This is a genomic window from Bacillus sp. T17B1, assembly GCF_026796395.1.
GTDB lineage: Bacteria > Bacillota > Bacilli > Bacillales > Bacillaceae > Bacillus > Bacillus spizizenii_A.
Genome location: NZ_JALAYA010000007.1, coordinates 1 through 19,388, shown reverse-complemented (window position 1 = coordinate 19,388; position 19,388 = coordinate 1). Strand labels below are relative to the sequence as shown.

At 46.1% G+C, this 19,388-nt stretch carries 20 protein-coding genes and 1 pseudogene; 2 read left to right on the top strand and 19 right to left on the bottom strand.

Going from position 1 to position 19,388, the window contains the following annotated elements:
* Positions 1-170: 170 nt before the first annotated feature.
* The 3 genes from MOF34_RS04520 to pbpC all read right to left on the bottom strand — a co-directional run bounded on the left by MOF34_RS04520 (position 171) and on the right by pbpC (position 5,459).
* The gene (locus tag MOF34_RS04520) at positions 171-2,261 is read right to left on the bottom strand and encodes a BglG family transcription antiterminator (RefSeq protein ID WP_268398771.1); all 2,091 of its coding nucleotides are present in this window, start codon (positions 2,259-2,261) and stop codon (positions 171-173) included.
* A gap of 187 nt (positions 2,262-2,448) precedes the next feature.
* Positions 2,449-3,351 carry an aldo/keto reductase gene (locus MOF34_RS04515; RefSeq protein WP_268398770.1) on the bottom strand — a complete coding sequence of 301 codons (903 nt, stop codon included), beginning with the start codon at positions 3,349-3,351 and terminating at the stop codon, positions 2,449-2,451.
* Between the two features lie 101 nt (positions 3,352-3,452).
* On the bottom strand, positions 3,453-5,459 hold the full coding sequence (gene pbpC / locus MOF34_RS04510) for a penicillin-binding protein 3 (protein ID WP_268398768.1): 2,007 nt from the start codon (positions 5,457-5,459) through the stop codon (positions 3,453-3,455).
* A 151-nt stretch (positions 5,460-5,610) separates the two neighbouring features.
* Between pbpC and MOF34_RS04505 the strand changes: the two genes are divergently transcribed.
* Positions 5,611-5,901: an antibiotic biosynthesis monooxygenase family protein gene (locus tag MOF34_RS04505; RefSeq protein ID WP_019713346.1), complete on the top strand. Its 291-nt coding sequence runs from the start codon at positions 5,611-5,613 to the stop codon at positions 5,899-5,901.
* Between the two features lie 2 nt (positions 5,902-5,903).
* Here the strand turns inward: MOF34_RS04505 and MOF34_RS04500 are convergent, their stop codons facing one another.
* The 10 genes and pseudogenes from MOF34_RS04500 to MOF34_RS04455 form a co-directional block, all read right to left on the bottom strand.
* Positions 5,904-6,149, bottom strand: coding sequence for a YczI family protein (locus MOF34_RS04500; protein ID WP_268398766.1), 246 nt, complete (start codon positions 6,147-6,149; stop codon positions 5,904-5,906).
* A 172-nt stretch (positions 6,150-6,321) separates the two neighbouring features.
* Complete coding sequence (locus tag MOF34_RS04495; RefSeq protein WP_019713345.1) at positions 6,322-6,963, bottom strand: SGNH/GDSL hydrolase family protein; 642 nt, start codon at positions 6,961-6,963, stop codon at positions 6,322-6,324.
* A 63-nt stretch (positions 6,964-7,026) separates the two neighbouring features.
* A complete protein-coding gene (locus tag MOF34_RS04490; protein ID WP_029316985.1) occupies positions 7,027-7,779 on the bottom strand; it encodes an IclR family transcriptional regulator in 753 nt (250 codons plus the stop codon).
* Between the two features lie 14 nt (positions 7,780-7,793).
* Entirely contained in the window at positions 7,794-8,801 is a 1,008-nt protein-coding gene (locus tag MOF34_RS04485; RefSeq protein WP_268398844.1) for a biotin-dependent carboxyltransferase family protein, read from the bottom strand.
* A 2-nt stretch (positions 8,802-8,803) separates the two neighbouring features.
* Positions 8,804-9,526 carry a 5-oxoprolinase subunit PxpB gene (gene pxpB, locus MOF34_RS04480; protein ID WP_268398763.1) on the bottom strand — a complete coding sequence of 241 codons (723 nt, stop codon included), beginning with the start codon at positions 9,524-9,526 and terminating at the stop codon, positions 8,804-8,806.
* 26 nt (positions 9,527-9,552) lie between these two features.
* Positions 9,553-10,076: pseudogene (locus tag MOF34_RS04475) on the bottom strand (D-glutamate cyclase family protein).
* The gene (locus tag MOF34_RS04470) at positions 10,073-10,303 is read right to left on the bottom strand and encodes a hypothetical protein (protein ID WP_237708007.1); all 231 of its coding nucleotides are present in this window, start codon (positions 10,301-10,303) and stop codon (positions 10,073-10,075) included. The pseudogene MOF34_RS04475 and the gene MOF34_RS04470 overlap by 4 nt, the downstream one beginning before the upstream one ends.
* A gap of 40 nt (positions 10,304-10,343) precedes the next feature.
* Positions 10,344-11,558: an NRAMP family divalent metal transporter gene (locus tag MOF34_RS04465; RefSeq protein ID WP_268398761.1), complete on the bottom strand. Its 1,215-nt coding sequence runs from the start codon at positions 11,556-11,558 to the stop codon at positions 10,344-10,346.
* Between the two features lie 16 nt (positions 11,559-11,574).
* Entirely contained in the window at positions 11,575-12,348 is a 774-nt protein-coding gene (pxpA, locus tag MOF34_RS04460; protein ID WP_268398760.1) for a 5-oxoprolinase subunit PpxA, read from the bottom strand.
* A 206-nt stretch (positions 12,349-12,554) separates the two neighbouring features.
* A complete protein-coding gene (locus MOF34_RS04455) occupies positions 12,555-13,304 on the bottom strand; it encodes a phosphoglycolate phosphatase (protein WP_019713339.1) in 750 nt (249 codons plus the stop codon).
* 132 nt (positions 13,305-13,436) lie between these two features.
* Here MOF34_RS04455 and MOF34_RS04450 point away from each other — a divergent pair, with 132 nt between their 5' ends.
* On the top strand, positions 13,437-13,601 hold the full coding sequence (locus MOF34_RS04450) for a hypothetical protein (protein ID WP_268398758.1): 165 nt from the start codon (positions 13,437-13,439) through the stop codon (positions 13,599-13,601).
* 35 nt (positions 13,602-13,636) lie between these two features.
* Here MOF34_RS04450 and MOF34_RS04445 read toward each other — a convergent pair whose 3' ends face one another.
* The 6 genes from MOF34_RS04445 to MOF34_RS04415 all read right to left on the bottom strand — a co-directional run bounded on the left by MOF34_RS04445 (position 13,637) and on the right by MOF34_RS04415 (position 19,123).
* Positions 13,637-14,029 (bottom strand): 3-hydroxyacyl-ACP dehydratase FabZ family protein, encoded by a 393-nt coding sequence (locus MOF34_RS04445; protein WP_268398756.1) that lies wholly within the window; start codon positions 14,027-14,029, stop codon positions 13,637-13,639.
* A gap of 216 nt (positions 14,030-14,245) precedes the next feature.
* The gene (sipU, locus tag MOF34_RS04435; protein ID WP_268398754.1) at positions 14,246-14,824 is read right to left on the bottom strand and encodes a signal peptidase I sipU; all 579 of its coding nucleotides are present in this window, start codon (positions 14,822-14,824) and stop codon (positions 14,246-14,248) included.
* Between the two features lie 131 nt (positions 14,825-14,955).
* Entirely contained in the window at positions 14,956-16,020 is a 1,065-nt protein-coding gene (locus MOF34_RS04430; protein ID WP_268398752.1) for a tartrate dehydrogenase, read from the bottom strand.
* A gap of 87 nt (positions 16,021-16,107) precedes the next feature.
* Positions 16,108-17,229, bottom strand: a complete 1,122-nt coding sequence (locus MOF34_RS04425) for a mannitol-1-phosphate 5-dehydrogenase (protein WP_268398750.1) — start codon at positions 17,227-17,229, stop codon at positions 16,108-16,110.
* A 1-nt stretch (position 17,230) separates the two neighbouring features.
* On the bottom strand, positions 17,231-17,662 hold the full coding sequence (locus MOF34_RS04420; protein WP_268398749.1) for a PTS sugar transporter subunit IIA: 432 nt from the start codon (positions 17,660-17,662) through the stop codon (positions 17,231-17,233).
* Between the two features lie 24 nt (positions 17,663-17,686).
* A complete protein-coding gene (locus MOF34_RS04415; protein WP_268398747.1) occupies positions 17,687-19,123 on the bottom strand; it encodes a PTS mannitol transporter subunit IICB in 1,437 nt (478 codons plus the stop codon).
* Positions 19,124-19,388: the final 265 nt, after the last annotated feature.

Here is a 19,388-nt window from a genome sequence, read left to right as displayed (position 1 = left end):
TAGATTATCTTCCTTACCTCACCCATTTTAACCCAAAAAGGATAACTTGTAAAACTATTTCATTTTGGAATTATTCCATTGATGAATGATAAAATAGTCCTACTTTTTCTTATTTTGCACCCTATCCACATAAAAACACACGCCAATCTTTTGACGTGTGCCATGCCGGATTACAAGAGTTTTTTTTCCTTCATCCATGTGAAAAATATGTGATTTAACCGCTGATACAGTTCTTGCTCTCCCTCTTCCTGAAACCCCGCCATGCTCTCTCTGCTCTCGATTATTGCGGAGCTGATAGCGCTTAAAATCTCCGATCCTTCAGCAGATAATGAGCCCGGGGCCATCATAACGAGGATGCGTGTCATGCTGAGGGTATCTCCGTCCATGCCATTCACTTCATAAGAGGTGCTGAGATCATACATTTTGAAAAAAGGTAGGACGATTTCATCATTTTTGAGATGATAAAGCGCCATGTTCGTCCCCGGTATTCCCAATCCCCCTTGTTTCTCCCGCTCTGCCAGGCAAACCGCCGCTTTTTTCGGATCACATATCAAGCCATCCTTCTTCAGCTGTTGAAAAAGCTCTAACAGAAGCATACTATGAACCGGGCTTGTTTTGAGGTGAGTTAGTGTAAAGTGGCGCAGAACATCTTGAATGACGGCCATGTACCGCCCCATGCTTTCCGCCGCTGCCAGCATGTCGGGTACATCAGCATGCTGCGTGTCTTCCTTTGAATTTCTATTCTTGTCAAGAATGAGAGGAATTTTCCGCTTGATGTACTGCTTCACCTGGTTTGTGTCTTCCTCATTTAAAAGCGGGCTGACCATAATGTAATCAATGGATTCGTAAGGAATCGGAACGGTGGAAACAATCAAATCGTAGGATTGAACATCCCTGCCCTTCAGCTCGATCAAGGACGACATGTAGAACGATTCAATGTCCGGCAACTCTTTCTTCAGTCTTGAAGCAAGCATTTTCGAAGAGCCGATCCCGCTTGAGCATACGACAAGCGCTTTCAGTTTTGCTTCTTCTTTTTTGATTTCAAGGGCGGACCCGAAGTGAAGGACGATGAAAGCGATCTCATCATCAGAAAAGGACATACCCGGAAAATACTTTTCCACGCCTTCTTCGATCGCCATATAAAGCAGAAAATAATCGCGTTTGATCTGTTCCTTCATCGGATTGTATATCTCGATATTTTCTTTTATGCGGCTGACGGCAGGCTCCAAATGGGCGATCAGGCCTTCATATAAAGAGTAGTTCTTCGTGAGATCCATTCTGATTTTGTCCGAAATAAAAGCTATGAGCCGCTTTGTTTGCAGGGCTGTTTCCAGTTCGATTTCCTGCGTTTTGTATTCTGTCTTATATTTGCGATTGGCGCTTCGAAGGTGGATGGTGATATAGCCGACCTCTGCCTCTGGAATTGTCACACTAAAGGCACGTTCAAGCTCGCCAGCGATTGCAAGCGCGGAGCTGTATTCTTTCACACTTTTCAGTTCCTCAAGCTCATTTTGCTCCATGGTGATGGTTTCCCCAAGCTTGATTCGTTCAATCGCAAACGTCAGATGGACGACGAGCGCTATATAAGAGCTGTCGGACAATGAAAAAGCGATTTCTTCTTTCAACTGAAATAGAATCCGTTCCATTTTTAACAGCTCGCCTTTGCTGACTACGCCAAACATTTTTTCTGATTCTGAAGAATCGGCTTTACCTTTAATGTTTAATTCAACCGCTTCCAAAAACACTTGGATGTCGAGACGGTTCACAATCAGGTTGCCGACAATTTTACGTTTTGCATTCTCCGGTCCAATGAGCTGGATGCCAAACCCTCTTTTACGGATCAGTGTCAATCCGAAGGGAGAAATCCATTTCTCCAGATCGTCTAAGTCATAACTGACTGTGGCATTCGTCACCTGCAGGTCATGGGCTAGCGTGTACAGCTTGACGGGCTCCTGAGACTCTAATAACGAACAGAGAATGAGCAGTTTCCGTTCGTCCGCGCTATATTCATGCTGTTCATATGATAAATCAGTAAGCAACTTTTGTTTATCCTCGGGACTGCCCACTGCTTTCAGCCCTTTTCCAGGCTGTTTATCCAGCGTAATCCCGACGGTTTCCATTAGCGGCTTAATTGATTTGAGCTCTCTATGGATGGTTCTCGTGCTGACTTCCATCAGCTCAGCAAGCTCAGTTACGGTTACATATCGATTTTGTAATAACAAGTGCTTTAAAAGCTTTTGTTCTCTGGCAGTCATATACATAAAAAAGGCCTCCTAGACAGTCGTGATGTGCGGATGAAGTCGCAAGGAGATACTGAGAGGAAAAAGAGAGGTTTGCTTAATAATATAAAACGCTTTCAATTGAGTTTCAATCAAATATAAATGGTCATTTGGCACTAAGCGGTGTGACAATATTGAAAAAGCACCAGCTGTTAAGCTGGTGCTTTTGTTAAGGAATATCGTAACCCTGTACGGCTGTAAAAATACGGAACCACTGATCATGGTCAAGCTTGTATTCCAAAGCATTTACTGCGGCGGAAATCCGCTCGCGTTTTCCGCTTCCGACAATCGGCATGATGCCGGCCGGATGCGTGAACAGCCATGCGTACATCACCTCGTCCAATGAAGCGGCGCTGATTTCCGCCTGAACGGATTCGAGCGCCGAGCGGACGCGGCGGTCTTTTTCCGTGTCCCCAGTGAAAACGTTGCCTCCTGCCAGCGGTGACCATGCCATCGGCGAAATCCGTTTTTCTTGGCACAAATTCAAAGTGCCGTCCAGAACATTTTCTAATTCATATGCAGAAAGCTCAATTTGATTGGTCACAAGCTTCTCAGGCAAATACGATTCCAGCATGCGATACTGGTGATCTTTAAAATTTGAAACGCCGAAGTGTCTGACCTTGCCGGAGCATTTCAGCGCTTGAAATGCCTCTGCTACTCCCTCTGGATCCATGAGCGGGTCCGGTCTGTGAATCAGCAACACGTCGATATAATCCGTTCTAAGGTTTAGAAGGGATTGCTCAACAGATGCCAAAATATGTGACTTGCTTGTATTATAATGATGCGATTTGTGAGCGGGACGTTCAGGTGATTCTAGAACGATGCCGCATTTAGTGACCAGCTCTATGTTTTCCCTTAATCCAGGCGAAAGGGCAAGGGCGTTTCCAAACAGCTTTTCGCACGTATAGCCACCGTAAATATCCGCATGATCAAAGGTTGTGATGCCGTGATCGATACACCATTCAATGAGGCTGAGCAGCTCGGCATCTGAATAGTTCCATTCATTCAGCCGCCAAAGCCCGTGTATGACTCTTGAAAATTGAAGATCCTCCGCCAATTGAATACGCTGCATGCAAAATCCCTCTTTCCTTTGTATAAACCGGGTTTTGCCCCCTTACTAGTTCATTCGGCCTTAGATCCCCTTTTTCCTTTCGCTCCCGTCAAAAAGGCATTTTAATTCGATTGAAATTGTTTTTTCGCTTTTTCAACGACATAGTGGCTGCCGCCACGGTCCTGCACATTTTGGATCATCATGGCGACAAGCAGGTCTTTGTTTTTGTAATCGTAGCCGACGAACCAGCCATTTTCCGCGCCATCTTTATCATCTTTTGATGATTTCAGCTCGGCTGTTCCTGTTTTTCCGGCAACAGTGATTCCTTTTACGGCAGGCTGATACGCTGATCCGCGCTCGTCTTCCACAACGCCCTTCAGACCTTTTGTAATGTCTGCCGCGCCTTCCTTCGTGACGACTTGCTTGTGCCAAACATCAGCTGTTTGCGAATCTTTTTTGATTAGCGTCGGCTTGACAAGATCTCCGTTGTCGACAAATGGCGTGTAAGCAGCTGCCAAGTGAATCGGAGACATTTGCATTTGTCCTTGTCCATACCCTGTATCAGCAAGCAAAATGTCTGAATCGAGCTTGTCATTTGCGATAGACGATTGCTGGATCGGGAATTCATATGGAATATCCTCTGAGAAGCCGAACGTTTTCAAGCCTTTTGTGAAGGTGTCCGCTCCCATATCAAGCGCGTTCTGTGCAAAATAAATATTGTCTGACGTGATGAGGGCATTTTCAAGATCAACTTGCTGAAGGCTCTCTGACACACGTGTGACTGAATAGCCGCCCCAGCTTGAATCTTTTTGCCACTCTTTTCCTTTGATGGTTTTCTTCTCATCGGCTTTTAAGGTGCCGTTTTTAATTCCGATGGCAGCCGCAATCGGTTTAATCGTAGAACCCGGTGCGTATGTCTTGTTAAATTTCGCTGAAAACGGATTGTTTTTATCTTCGTTTAGTTTTTTCCATTCCTTATCGCTCCAGCCGAAAATAAATCCGTTTGGATCGTAAGAAGGCGCGCTGACAAGTGCGAGTGTTTCGCCTGTCTTCGGCTGCAGTGCGACTGCCGTCCCGCTGTCATCCTTCAATTCTTCATACAGCTTCGTTTGCGTTTTGATATCAATTGTAAGATGAAGATCCTCGCCGTCCTTCGCTTTCTTTTCAGCGATGACTTCTCCTGTTTGCGGCACGTAGATTTTCCATCCGGTTGTGCCTCTTAGCTTGTCTTCATACACATTTTCAAGACCGGCGATGCCGATGTTAGACGTATCGCTGTACGTTCCGTCTTTCTTTTTCTTCAGTTCTTCCGCAGTGATGGCGCGGACATAGCCTGTCAAATGGGCTGTCTTTTCGCCATACGGATAATATCGGGAGCTGATATTCCTTCTTGTTACACCTTGTAATGATGTCGCCTCAGACACTAATTTTTGCTGGTCCGGCTTGACCTTTTTGACAGGCACAAACGAATCGTCCTTGACCCAGCCTTGATCCAGCTTTTTCTTGATATCGCCTTCAGTCAAATCAAGCTTTTTCGCGAGGTCTTTTATGACTTTTTCTTTTTTGTCGCCAAGCTCTCCGGGAACAACTCCGATTTCTGGAACATCTGTATTGATGGCCAAGCCTTTCCCGTTTTTATCGTAGATTTGGCCGCGTTTTGGTTCAATGCTCATAATTTGTACCGTTTTGTCATCAGCCAGCTGCTTGAAAATAAACGATGGGTCCCAATCTATATTCCATGACTCCTCGTCATCTGTTTTTTCTAATTTCAGCACAGCGGTATTTTTGAAGCTGACCTTGCCCGCATTTGTATCCATGCTGACTTTATACGGGATATGCTTCATCGTTTTGTTGTCTTTATCGTCTTCATCCACTTCTCCCGCAGTGACTTTCAGATGTTTTACGCCTGCCTGTTCATAGATGGTTTTATACCTGTTGACGAAATCTTTTTTGGAGATTTCTTTTTTGACATCTTTGGTCAGGCTTTGATACATGTCATCGAATTGCTGATCGTTCCACTGTTTTACGAATGCTTCCATGCGATCCTCTGGTGAATCTGTCTTGGAGCATCCGATTAACCCGATCAATCCGACGCATAGAAATACTAGTAGAATACACTTTTTTAACATGACTTTCCCCTGCCTTCCACCTATTATTTTCTCTTAAATGAATTGGTGCGTGCAAGATTTTTTTGAAAATGAAGGAAAAGGTTCTTCAATTTTGCAGAAATCTCCTGTCGTTTGCTGTAGACTATTTGAAAAGAAGGAAAGAAGGGATGACATGGTCAGAGAGGCAGCAATGCTTCACATTAAAGAAGGGCTTGAACAAGAGTTTGAGGAGGCGTTTCGGCAAGCGGCGCCGATTATTTCCGCCATGAAGGGCTATATCACTCACTCGTTATCAAAATGCATGGAAGAAACACATAGATATCTGCTGCTTGTGGAGTGGGAAACACTTGAGGACCATACGGAAGGCTTTCGCGGTTCTTCAGAGTATCAAGAGTGGAAAGCCTTGCTTCATCGGTTCTATACCCCATTCCCGACGGTCGAGCATTTTCAGGATGTGCAATAGATTTATATAATATGAAGTGTAAAACCGATGAGAGAGACAGACCATACGAAAACGGCGGTATAAATATTAAAAGCGCCTGATCCGTCGTTTTCTTTTTTGCGCTCTTCAAGCCCCTGCATAAACATGACGGCGCCAAGAAAGATGAGCATGACCGATTGGATAACAGAGGTGTGTTCCGTATATTTAAAAGCAATAAGCGCCAGTACAATAATGATAACAGCAAAAGACATTTTAAAAATCCGAAACAAAAGGACCATCCTTCCTTATATACGAAATATTGAACGACATGGCTATATTTGCCTACGCCCTCCATTATTCTAGCGCACTTTTTTTGTCTGTAGAACAGAAGAAAGGGAATTTTAAGTTTCTTTTAATATTTCATTCACACATAAAAACGCGCCTTGCCATAAGGCGCGTTTTCTATGAAACTGACAATTCTTTATAGCCTAACTTGTGCACTGCTTCAGCCATCGCTTGATAGCCCTTGCTGTTCGGATGGACACCGTCAAAGGACAGATATTCCTGTTCTTTACCTTTGAAAATGCTGTAGGCATCCGCAATCTTGACACGGGGCGCTAATGCTAGTTTTTCTAAATGTGAATTAAAAGATGTGATCCATTTGCCAGCGATTTCAATGCCGGGAAACGGATTGTATAAGTTGAACACACGGATGGCGTACGGGGACGGGTTTACTCCTTTGATTTCAGCGATTTTGGCAATCATCTTTTCAAAATTCTCATGGCAATGGGCGGATACACGGCTGAAGATCGTTTCGTCCTTAGACGTCTGGTAGGCTAAGACCGAATCGATGAGATCGTTTCCGCACCCTGTGATGGTCACCACGTCAGCGTCTTGAATACATTTTTGCACATAGGGATAGGACAGAAGCCCCAGAATTTCTTCTGTATTTAAGCCTGATTTGGCAAAGATAGAAATTGCCGTTTTTGTTTTCAAGTCGGCTTGCATCATGTCTCCGAAACGGTGGACGAAGCCGGGAGAAAACAGCCCGGAGCCTCTCCCTGTCGTCAAAGAATCCCCCAGTGCTGTATATCGAAGCACCATGTTCTTTCCTCCACTCCTGAACGTCGATACGTTAATGTACGCAGCGAAGAAAAGATCGGCTACTTATGAATACCCTATTTTTCTGGAAATCTGTAAAGCGGCAGCCTTCACCTTTTCTGTTAAATAAGGCAGCCTGTCTTCTGTAAATCTCGCTTCAAAGCCTGCAATGCTGATGCCGGCTGCCACTTGACGCTTATGGTTAAAAATCGGGGCGCCGATAGCCGCTGTATAGTTTTCGAGCTCTGAATAGCTGACGGTATAGCCATTTTGCACAGAGGCATCAATCTCCTGCAACAGTTTTTCAGGATCGGTAATCGTTCCGGAGCCAATTGCAAGGAGCTCAGTTTGTTTGATATATGTTTCGATTTCTTCACGGGGGAGAAAGGACAAAATGCTTCTGGCGCACGCTCCAGCATACAGAGGAGAACGCCTGCCGATCGCCGTGTACAGCCGTACAGTCTGTGTCCCTTCTATTTTCTCAACATATATCGCTTCATTGCCCTCCCTCATGATCAATTGCACAGCCTCATCCACTTCCCGGCACAGCTCTTCCATCACCGGTTTCGCTATTTTTCTGATATCCAGTCTGTCAGCGACAAGCTGTCCGAATTCCAAAAACACTAGTCCCAGCGAATAAGAGCCGGACGAATCACGATTGAGGAACCCCATTTCCTCTAAAGAGCTGACCATCCGGTGAACAGAGGTTTTCGGCATACCTGACAGTGATACCAGTTCACTTAAGGTAAGGCTTGGTTCATGCAAAAACAAATGAAGCAGAGCCATAGATTTGACTACGGTTTTGTTTTTATTCTGCATATTCATCCCCTTTGTTAAGTCAGCCATTCCATCTTCATTCTCGTTTTCAGTTCTTTTATATGCTGTTCCCGTTCTATCACAAGCGCTTCCGCTTCTTGAAGGGATATAGGCTCAAACTGGATGTGCTCGCCCGGCATGATTTGGGAGACAATCGGAAGATCAGCGGATATGATATGCGCGATTCTCGGATAGCCGCCGGTCGTTTGCCGGTCTGCAAGCAGGATAATCGGGTTGCCGTCAGGCGGCACCTGAACTGTTCCAAACGAAACCGCTTCCGACACCATCTCCAGCGGTTCCTTTAGTTCGAGCGGTTCTCCTTTGAGCCTGTAACCCATACGGTCGGACTGTGGCGTGACACGAAATGTTTCTTCATAAAAACGCGTTTTCGATTCTTCTGTAAAATAGCCGAATTGTTTTCCTTCCAGCACCCGAATGACAGGATTCTTTTTCAATGGCAGAAACCTCCCGCGGCTGACCGACCATTTCGGCGCTGCAAATCCCTGTTTTCCAAGTTGCGGGCTTAATCGGGAAAGAATGGCTTGCGAAAGAGATGACGTCTCTCCAATGGATAGTTCATCTTCCTTTTGAAGCGCTCTGCCATGAAGTCCGCCGATCCCCGCTCTGACGTACGTGCTTTTGCTTTCCATGACGGCAGGCACATCGAAGCCACCAGCTGTTGCTAAATACGCACGGCTGCCGAGTTTGCAGGGACCAAAGCTGACCGTGCTGTTTTCCTTGACGAGCACGGGCTTCCATAAAGGGGCTTCCTCTTCATTAATACGCAAAGTGAAGTCCGCCCCTGTCACCGCAATCAACGTCGTTTTTGAAAAATAAAAGGACGGACCGGGCCCCATCAGCGTAATTTCAAGACCGGCTTCATTTTCGCTGTTGCCGATCAGCAGATTGGCAATGCGCAGCGAAACCGTATCCATGGCTCCGCTTGCCAGAACGCCGTATTTTTGATACCCCGTTCTGCCTATATCCTGAACCGTTGTGAGCAGTCCGGGCTTTAACACTTTCATGCTCAATTGGACTCCTCCTTATAGGCGTGATAGTCATCCTCTGAGATACGCACGAATTTGACAATATCTCCCACCCTCAATAACGTCGGCGGGTTGTTCTGCGGCCGAAACAGAGCCAACGGCGTTTTGCCGATCAGCTGCCAGCCGCCCGGCGTTGAAATCGGATACACACCTGTTTGCATTCCTGCAATTCCAACTGAACCGGCGGGAATCGACGGCCTTGGCGAAGATTTCCTCGGAGCGGCGATACGTTTGGACATCCCGCCTATAAAAGGAAAACCAGGTGCAAAGCCCAGCATATACACTACATATTCGCCGCTTGTATGAAGGTCGATGACTTCCTCCTGTGACAGCTGATTGATCTTCGCCACCTCTTCTAAATCAGGCCCGAATTCACCGCCATAGCAGACAGGGATTTCTACAATACGGCGGTTGTTCTCATAGTCTATAGCGATTTCCCTCAGTCTTTCTTCGACATCGCTTTTGACCTTCTCAAAAGGTGAGCTTATGCCTTGAGGCAAATGCTTGTATACTTCATACATATCATAAAATACCGTCAGACTTGTAAAAGCCGGGATGCATTCAATGAATCCCGGAAATGGCTGTTCTTCTATATAAGCGGCCGTGGCATGGACAAGGCCGTTAACCTGCTCGTTTATTTCTTCTCCAAATCGGATCATCATTGCAGAATCACCGAGCTGCTCGATTTGAAATCGTTCAGTCATCTTTCTCACCTCTTTTTATTTCTCGTTCATTTGGAGGACGAGAGGTTACAGCACCGCAAGCGACTCGTCTCGGATATCTGTGATGAGCATGTGCCCGGCGCATGTGTGATGACCATTTCAGGTTTTACATTCATAGCCACGGCTTGTGGTGTCACCCCGCACGCCCAAAAAACAGGAACCTCGCCTTCACGAATGGAAACGGCATCACCAATATCCGGCTTGTCCAAATTGCGAATGCCGATTGCTCCCGGATTGCCGATATGAATCGGCCCTCCGTGCACAGCCGGAAAACGTGAGGTCACTTGTGCGGCGCGTACAGCCAGCCGTTCTGGAACGGGTCTCATGCTGACAACCATTGTCCTTGAAACGGCCCTGCCGGAACACAATCGATAATCGTTTGATACATCGGGACGTTTCTCCACTCATCAATATGCCTGACAGCTATTCCATTATTGATCAGCGCCTGTTCAAAAGAGAAACTGCATCCGATTAGAAAGACGATAAAGTCATCCTCCCAATATGGCGTAATATCAGATCCTTCTTCCGTCAAGATACCCTGCCTGTTCTGATATCAGCATCCGGCGCGACCAGCGACGGCACTGGCGAACCAGCTTCTGTCACATCCAGCACAGGACAGGGCTTTTGAATCCGCTGGCAAAACAGCAGGAAGTCAAACGCAAGGTCTTTCTTTAAAATCACAAGATTCGGTTGGGCATAGCCGCCGGACAATCCTGCGGTCGGCCCGGTTATTTTTCCCTCTCGTATTAAGGTGCGCACATCCTTTGGCGCGCCATTTTATTTAATTGCTCCACCTTTATCAGCTCCACAATTGAGGAAGTTGTGTAAATAACGTATAGACTCCCATAATCGCCATTACGATTACAACCAGTGCACCTGAAACGGTCAGCCAAAGCGGGTGTTTATAATCACCAATAATCTTTTTCTTATATGCGGCAATAAGCAGCGTTCCGAGTGCAATCGGCAGAATCAAGCCATTCAGTGAACCGACAAGCACGAGGATTTTCGCAGGCTGTCCGATTGTGACAAAAGCTAACGTAGAAATCACGATAAACCCGATAATAATGACGCGTGAATTCCTTTCAATTTTCGGAGAAAAGGTTTTAAAGAACGAAACAGACGTATAAGCTGCCCCGATAACAGAGGTAATGGCCGCAGACCACATGATCAATCCGAAAATTTTATAACCAACATTTCCAGCTGCAAGCTGGAACACTGAAGCCGCCGGATTGCTCTCGTCAATATGCAGGCCTTTTGAAACAACGCCGAGCACAGCTAAAAAAAGGGCAATTCGCATAACAGATGTAATTAAAATTCCTGCAACTGAGCTTTTTGTTACTTGCGGAATCGCTTCCTTTCCTTTAATGCCAGCATCCAGTAAGCGGTGTCCCCCAGCAAACGTGATGTATCCGCCAACTGTCCCGCCAACAAGTGTCACAATTGCAAATATACTGATTTGTTCAGGGGCAAAGGTGTTTGCCGCAGCCTGTCCAACTGGCGGTGCAGACGTAATGGCAACGTACAGTGTTAAGATGATCATGGCAAAGCCCGCAATTTGCGTAAAGCGGTCCATTGCTTTTCCTGCTTCTTTAATTAAAAAGATTAAAATGGCAACAACAGCACTGATCAAAGCGCCTGTTTCTGGTGTAATGCCGAACAGAACTTGAAGTCCGAGACCGGCACCTCCGATATTCCCGATATTAAAAGCTAGTCCGCCAAGCACGACAAGAATGGCGATGAAATATCCCAGTCCCGGAAGCACCATATTCGCAATTTCCTGACCGCGTTTTCCAGACACTGCGATAATGCGCCAGACATTGGTTTGAGCGAATATATCTAAAATAATAGAGATTAAGATAACAAAACCGAAGCTTGCCGCGAGTGTGTTTGTGAATGTTGCGGTTTGTGTCAGGAAACCTGGGCCGATTGCCGAGGTGGCCATTAAAAAGGCGGCACCCATCAGCAATGACCAGCTGCCCGCTTTTTTTCCTGCATTTTTTTTCTGCTGCTCCATCTAGAGTGATCCTCCTTTATGTTGACTTCTGTGCTGAGATAGCCGTCACTTCAATTCCTGCCGCGTTGAGTTGTTTTCTGATTTTTTGCGCAAATGTCAGCGCACGGGCTCCATCTCCATGGATGCAAACGGTATCTGCTTTTAATGACACATCATGTCCTTGCTGAGATGTGACCGCCCCTTCTTTCACCATTTTGATTACCTGGGTGACGGCGGCATCATCACTTTCAATGAGTGCATCCGGCTGGGAGCGCGGTGTCAGCGTACCGTCCGCTTGGTATGTTCTATCGGCGAACACTTCATTTGCCGTCTGAAGTCCGATCCGTTCTCCCGCTTTTACGAGCTCGCTCTCAGCAAGACCGAAAAGAACCAGATCGGGATCAACCTTATAGACAGCTTTCGCGATAGCCTCCGACAGCTTTTGATTGACTGCCGCCATATTGTATAAAGCGCCATGCGGCTTGACGTGCTGCATGTGAAGTCCCTCTGCTTTTAGAAAACCAGAGAGTGCGCCAATTTGATAGACGACGAGATCATACGCTTCCTCAGGGGTAATCGCCATATTACGGCGCCCAAAACCGAGTAAATCCGGCAAGCCTGGATGTGCGCCAATTTTCACGCCTTTTTCTGCCGCAAGCGCGACTGTTTTCCGCATGACGCTAGGATCTCCTGCATGAAATCCGCATGCGATGTTCGCTGATGTGACATATTCTAAAATATCTTGGTCAAGGCCTATCGTGTAGGCTCCGAAGCTTTCTCCTAAATCACAGTTCAAATCAACCTGAAACACAGAATCCCTCCTGCCAAAGCAAACGATATGCTTTATATATTTATTGTTCCGAAATTCGGAATGACTATTCCGAATTTTTGAACTTTGCTTCAATTATAATCAATCATATCAGTTTGTGAAATACTTTTGTCAGAAAACCTACCATGGTCCCAAAAGATAACCTGCCAAACTAAAAACAAAGAGAGTCCATCTTAGGACTCCCTTTTTTATAGTACCCAATGGCAGATCGCTTTTGCGACACCATTCTCAATATTAGTATCCGTAATCCAATCAGCCGTTTCTTTCACAGTGTCTTGCGCATTGCCCATCGCGATGCCCAGACCCGCTTCTTTGATCATCGCGATGTCATTAAGGCTATCACCCATCGCCATCACATTCTCCATCGTAAAGCCGAGTTTTTCAGAAACCTTCGCAAGGGCTGCGGCTTTGTTAATGCCAAGCGCGTTGATTTCAATGTTTGTCGGGCTTGAATTTGTGATTTCGAGCTCTTTGTTTTTTCTCAACTCCTCCAGCACTTCGTTTCGGATGTCGTCATCCTCAATGTCAAAGCCGAATTTGAGCCATTCATGATCTGTAATGTTTTCCGGAAACTCGCCTCTCCATACTTTATTTACGGTAGAAGCCCAGAAATTGGTGTTGTGCTTATTCCGCAAATCCCACATCATTTGAATATGATCTGTATGAAGCAGCTTGCGTTCCACCAGATTAAAATTCGAGTCCCAGATTTCGCTGCCGTTTGCCGTGATTAAAAAGGATGACAGCTTCAGCGATTCCGCCAGCTCCCGGCACGTCATCAGTGTCCTGCCCGTGCTGATCACCACGTACACGCCCTTATCCTCGGCTTCACGAATGGCTTTACGGTTTTCATCCGAGATCAGCTGCTCGTCATTCAGCAGCGTTCCATCCATATCAATTGCGATCAGCTTGATATCTACATCTTCTCTTTGAATAGACATATATGTACCTCTCTTTGCCTTTTAGTTGTTCTTCTTTCTATTCTAATACATTATACCCAGCGGAACAAAAAAGCGATTTCACATGTTTGAAGTGCGCTGATAAGAGGAAAACAAACGGTGAGGTGATGAAACATGACAGAAAGAAAACAGCAAAACCGGCCAAATGAAAACCCCGAACACAATGACTTAACCGATCCGATTCCGAATGAAGAGCTAAAGGAAAACATGAAGGATGTAAAACACAAACGGCAGCAAAGAGATGACTCACAAAGCGAACGGGACTACGATACGAAATAATAGAACCCCTCACAAATCGTTGTGAAGGGTTTTTTTCATTTTTCAATATAAATGCCGATTTCAGCTTCAGCAACAGGCTGCCCGCCCACTGACGCCTTGGCATGTCCAAACACAAACCCGCGGCGATTGCGTGTAACGTCAAACGTTAGATCAAGCCGGTCACCGGGCATGGCCGCACCCAGTTTTTCCGCTTTCTTCACGGAAGACAATAAGCCTAAGCTGTTCTCATCCGTAACCCCTGTAAAAGCCGCGGTTTGCGCAAGTGCTTCAATCACAAGTGAAAACGGCATTTCTGTTTGCGTATCAGTGATATACCAGTCGTTCTCACTGATCAGCTTATACGCTTCCGCATGTTTGCCGGGCTCGCTTTCCTTTACGCCATCAATAAACAAAAACGGATAGCGATGTGGCAAAGATAATGAGTTCATAATATTTCTCCTTTTTGACTATTATATATCAGCTTTGAGCTGATCAATTTGGAGATTTACAGTTTGAAGCTCTTCATGGCTTTGCCAATTCTGAGTCGTTTATTTTGACAGGCCACTCTTCTTCAAAACGCTTTCCATCATCAAATACAAGGCAGAAAAACCGTCCGCTCTGTTTTATCAAAGTTTTCATAGACGCGTACAGATTTATCAGTGATGTCAGCTGATATCGTTATATTTTGCTTGTCTCATCTCACCGAACGGATAAAAGACGAGAGATTCAGTACCGATGATATCTTTATCAGTTGGCATCCCCATTCCGTTTCTGCTATCCAACGAATTGAGACGATTATCTCCCATTACAAAATATTTCCCTGATGGAACCTCAACTTCGAAGTCACCTGTTAAGGGTACACCCAACTCTTTGACCTCTTGTTTTTGCTCCAATAGGTACGGCTCTTCCACCTTCTTACCATTTATGTATAGCTGATCATCCTTCATTTTAATGCTGTCACCAGGCAAACCGATTAATCGTTTGATAAATGAACGGCCGCTCACTTTATCATGAATGACTATGATGTCCCCTCTGTGAAATCCGCCTGTATATTTGGCTGCTTTGTCAACCAGAATTCTTTCTGAATCTCTAAGAGTCGGAGCCATTGATGAGCCTTCAACGAGATAAGGCTTGTAAAATACCATTCTGATCGTAAAAACGAGCGCTGCGATAAAAACAATACTGAGTACAACGATCCATTTGGTTTTTATTTTTTGCTTTAACGTAATTGATTTTGCATTCAACTTCCTTCACCCAAAACCTTCCTAAGAATTCCAAATCATTATACAGCATTTGGATCTTCTTGGTTAGTCTTGTGGACATTTTTGTAAGGAAATTGTTTGGCCGGGGCAACCAATCGCCCTGGCCTGTTTCATCAAAGTTTTCTTAAACGCGTACAGATTTCGTCCGTGACCTCAGCCGTTGTGCTTTGTCCGCCAATGTCGCGTGTTTTGATGCCGTCAGCTGTTACTTGTTCCATCACGTCGAGAATCTTTGCTCCCAGTTCTTCCTCTCCGAAATGGTCAAGCATCAGCTTCGCAGTCCAAATCTGGCCGATTGGATTGGCAAGGCCCTGGCCGGCAATGTCGGGAGCTGAGCCGTGAACCGGTTCGAACATGGATGGATATTTGCCGGACGGGTTGATGTTCGCAGAGGGCGCAATACCGATGCTTCCCATCAGGCTTGAGCTGATGTCCGTTAAAATATCACCGAACAGGTTGCTTGCCACAATGACGTCAAACGTTTCCGGACGCGTTACAAAAAAAGCGGCCAACGCATCAATATGCTGGGATGACGTTTCGATTTCGCTGTAATCAGCGGCAGTCTGCTGAAAGACTTCATCCCAAAACGGCATCGCGTGATAAATGCCATTAGACTTTGTCGCACTTGTCACATGGCCGCGCCGTTTTTTCGCCAATTCGAAGGCAAAGCGCATGACACGCTCTGTTGCTTTTCTCGTAAATACGGCATTCTGAATGGCGATTTCATCATTGCCCCTGTGAATGCGTCCGCCGACTTCACTATATTCACCTTCACTGTTCTCGCGAATCACCATAAGATCAAAATCATTTGGATGCAGAAGCGGCGACGTTATGCCCGCCATTTGTTTGGCAGGCCTCATATTAATGGAAAGCTCAAACTCCCTCCGGATTTTCAGCAGCAGCCCCCATAACGAAATATGATCAGGGACCAGCTTCGGATTTCCGACCGCCCCCAAGAAAACCGCTTCGAATTGAGTAAGCGTATGTATTCCGTCTTCAGGGATCATTTCGCCGTGCTCCATGTAATAATCACAGCTCCATGGAAAAGACGTAAATGAGAATGACAAACCCCCGTGCACCTCAGCCGCTGTATGAAGCACTTTTTCGGCAGCCGCCACAACCTCTTTTCCTACTCCGTCTCCCGGTATTGCCGCAACCTCGAATTGTTTCATTGTCATTCTCCTCTCCCTGTTATCGTAAGCGTTTTCTATTATACTAGATTGCGAGATGGTAAAAAAAGCCCGTGACATGCTGTCACGGGTCGGCTATTGATTCAGTTTCTTTAAAACGATGGCATGCAGCGGTTCATGAGATTGAATGCCACATACCTCTTGAAGCACGGCGCTGTATCCTTTTTCTTCGATCAGCGCTTGCAGTTCAACCGCTTCAGGGTCTCCAGTGTAATCGAAGCGCAGGGCTGCCGCAATCCCTTCCGCCAGTGCATTCGGCTCTTTTATTTTCTTTGCCGGGCCTACGAGTCTATCATTTTGCCCCAGTTTTCTGAGAGGTGATCTCGCCACGCGGGTCACATCGTCCGTAATAAAAGGATTTTCAAAGCGTCCGATGATTTTTTTGATATATTGTTCGTGTTCGGCTTGTTTAAAGCCATACGTTTTGATGAGATAGTCACCCGTTTCAAGCAGCGCTGAATGAACGACACGGCGGATTTCCGGATGATCGATTGCTTCTTTGACTGTTTTGAGTCCGCGCTGATAGCCGACATACGCTGTCACTGCGTGTCCGGTATTGACCGTAAACAGCTTCCGTTCGATGTACGGTGTTAAATCATCAACAAACAGCGCTCCATTTATGGTCGGCGTTTTCCCTTTAAAGCCTGATTCATCAATGACCCATTCAAAAAACGGTTCAACCGATACTTTGAGCGGATCTTCATGATGCTGAATCGGCACGATTCGGTCAACGGCGGAATTCGGAAAACCGACCGTTACACTGACGGACTCCTGCTCCGCTTCCGTTAAATGGCTGTATATCTCTTTCTTCAGGAAGCTGCTCCCGCCCATCATATTTTCACAAGCAATGATATTCAATGTGTTTGGAGCGTCTCTTCGTCTTAACCCTTCTGCGATAGACGGGGCAATCAGCTTTAACACGTTCGGGCCGACCGCTGTTGTGATGAGCGCCGCCTCATTGATCAGCCGATACAGCTCCTCTGGCTGACAGCCGCTGTTAATGGCGCTGACCGGGCCGATCACTTCTGATGAATGACGCTCTGCAGCCAGCTCCACTGTGTATTCCTTTTTTTCATTGAGAAGGCTGACCATCATATCGTTCACATCCGCAAACACCACATCATAACCGGAGTGGTGAAGCAGCGCGCCGATAAACCCCCTCCCGATATTTCCCGCACCGAAATGTAAGGCGATCATGTCAGTTCACCTCGTTGAAAATGGCGATCAAATCTTCTTCGCTTTTCGCTGAGATCAGGCGTTCAATATTTTCTTCTTCTGAACAAATGATGGCGATGTTAGACAAAATGTCTAAATGCTCATTATTTTTGCCAGCAATGCCGAATACCACTTTTACCGTGTTGCCTTCTCCGTACTCGACACCATCAGGAATCTGTATGATTGAGATTCCTGAGTGAAGCACCTCGCTTTTCGCTTCTTCGGTGCCATGTGGAATGGCAATGAAATTCCCCATAAAAGTAGAGGACGTTTCTTCCCGTTCAAACATTTTGCCAATGTAATCTTCTGTCACATAGCCGTTGTCAATCAGCGTCTGGCCTGCCATTTTGATGGCTTCTTCTTTTGATGATGCCTTTTGATTGAGTTTAATATTTTCCTTTGTGAGTACTTGCATGAGTATCACTCTCTTTCTATGAGATTACTTTTTAAGCTTTTCAATAAGCTCGTCATAGTTCGGGCTGTTTAAGAAGTTATCCACTGATATGTGCGTCGCGTTTGGCAGCTTTGCTTTCGCGCGATCTGTTAAATCTTTATGGGTGATGACAATGTCCGCATCGCTTGGCAAATTGTTAATGGCCGTGTTGGTCACACTGATATCCAGCTCCGCCTTTTTCACTTTGTTTCTTAAGATGGATGCCCCCATGGCGCTTGATCCCATTCCCGCATCACACGCAAAGATAATCTTGTTTACGCTTTCAGGAGACAGCTCAGACGCTCCTCCAGCTTTTGCTTGTTCTGCGTCTAAAGCAGCGGCAGCTTGGCTTTTCTTCCCCTTCATGGACTGCATTTTTTCTGTTGCGGCAGCGAGGTCATCTTCACTTGCTTTTGAAGATTTCAGGATCACTGCTGATACGATAAACGAAACAGCAGCAGCGACCAATACACCCGCCAATACGCCAAAGTATCCTCCTCTTGGCGTCATCGCCATCAATGCGATTATGCTTCCCGGTGACGATGCTGCGACAAGTCCGGCATTAAAGATCGTGAACGTTAAGAGTCCGCTTGCTCCGCCGGCAATGGCCGCCAGAATCAAGGCCGGCTTCATCAAAATGTACGGGAAGTAAATCTCGTGAATTCCGCCGAAGAAGTGAATGATCGCCGCACCGGGAGCCGTAGATTTTGAAGAGCCTTTGCCAAAGAACATGTACGCCAGCAAAATGCCGAGCCCCGGTCCAGGGTTTGCTTCTACTAGAAATAGAATTGATTTTCCCGTTTGGGCTGCCTGCTCGATTCCGATTGGGCTTAAGATTCCATGGTTAATGGCGTTATTGAGGAACAACACTTTCGCCGGTTCCACAAAAACGCTGGCTACAGGCAGTAAATTCGCGTGTACAATGACTTCCACACCAGCCGCCAGCAGTTTGTTTAACGTCTGGACAACCGGGCCGATGGCGTAAAACGCGAGAATCGTCAAAGCCGCACCGACAATCCCTGCCGTAAAGTTGTTGATGAGCATTTCAAAGCCTTGTTTGACTTTATCCTTGAATAATTTATCAGTCTGTTTAATGAGGTAACCGCCAAGCGGCCCCATCATCATTGCACCTAAAAACATTGGAATATCCGACCCGACAATCACCCCGATTGCCGCTGTCGCCCCGACGACTCCGCCGCGGTGGTCGTAAATCATTTTTCCGCCTGTATACGCTATCAAAAGCGGCAGTAAATACGTGATCATCGGGCTGACAAGTGTATTCAGCTGTTCATTCGGAATCCATCCCGCTGGAATAAACAGCGCGGTAATGATGCCCCACGCGATAAACGCACCGATATTCGGCATGATCATTCCGCTCAAATAACTCCCGAAGCGCTGCACTTTCACCTTCATGCCGCCTTGCTGCTGTTCTTGCTGCTGCATATATAAATCCTCCCTGTTTTGTTTGTCGTTGTAAGATATGAAAATGTGTTTCAGAGAATCGTCTTCCCTTTGACTCTATGTTAAAACGCTTACAGTCCCTATACAATTGAAAGTAAAGAGGACTTTGGCACGGGGGTGTGACAGTTTTTTAAAAATAAAAAGGCTCCTGGTATTGATATTATCCCCTCTAAGTAGACAGTGTAAAAAGCCCACTTTCAAAAGTGGCTGTTACACTATACTTGGAGGGGATTTTTTATGGCGAGAA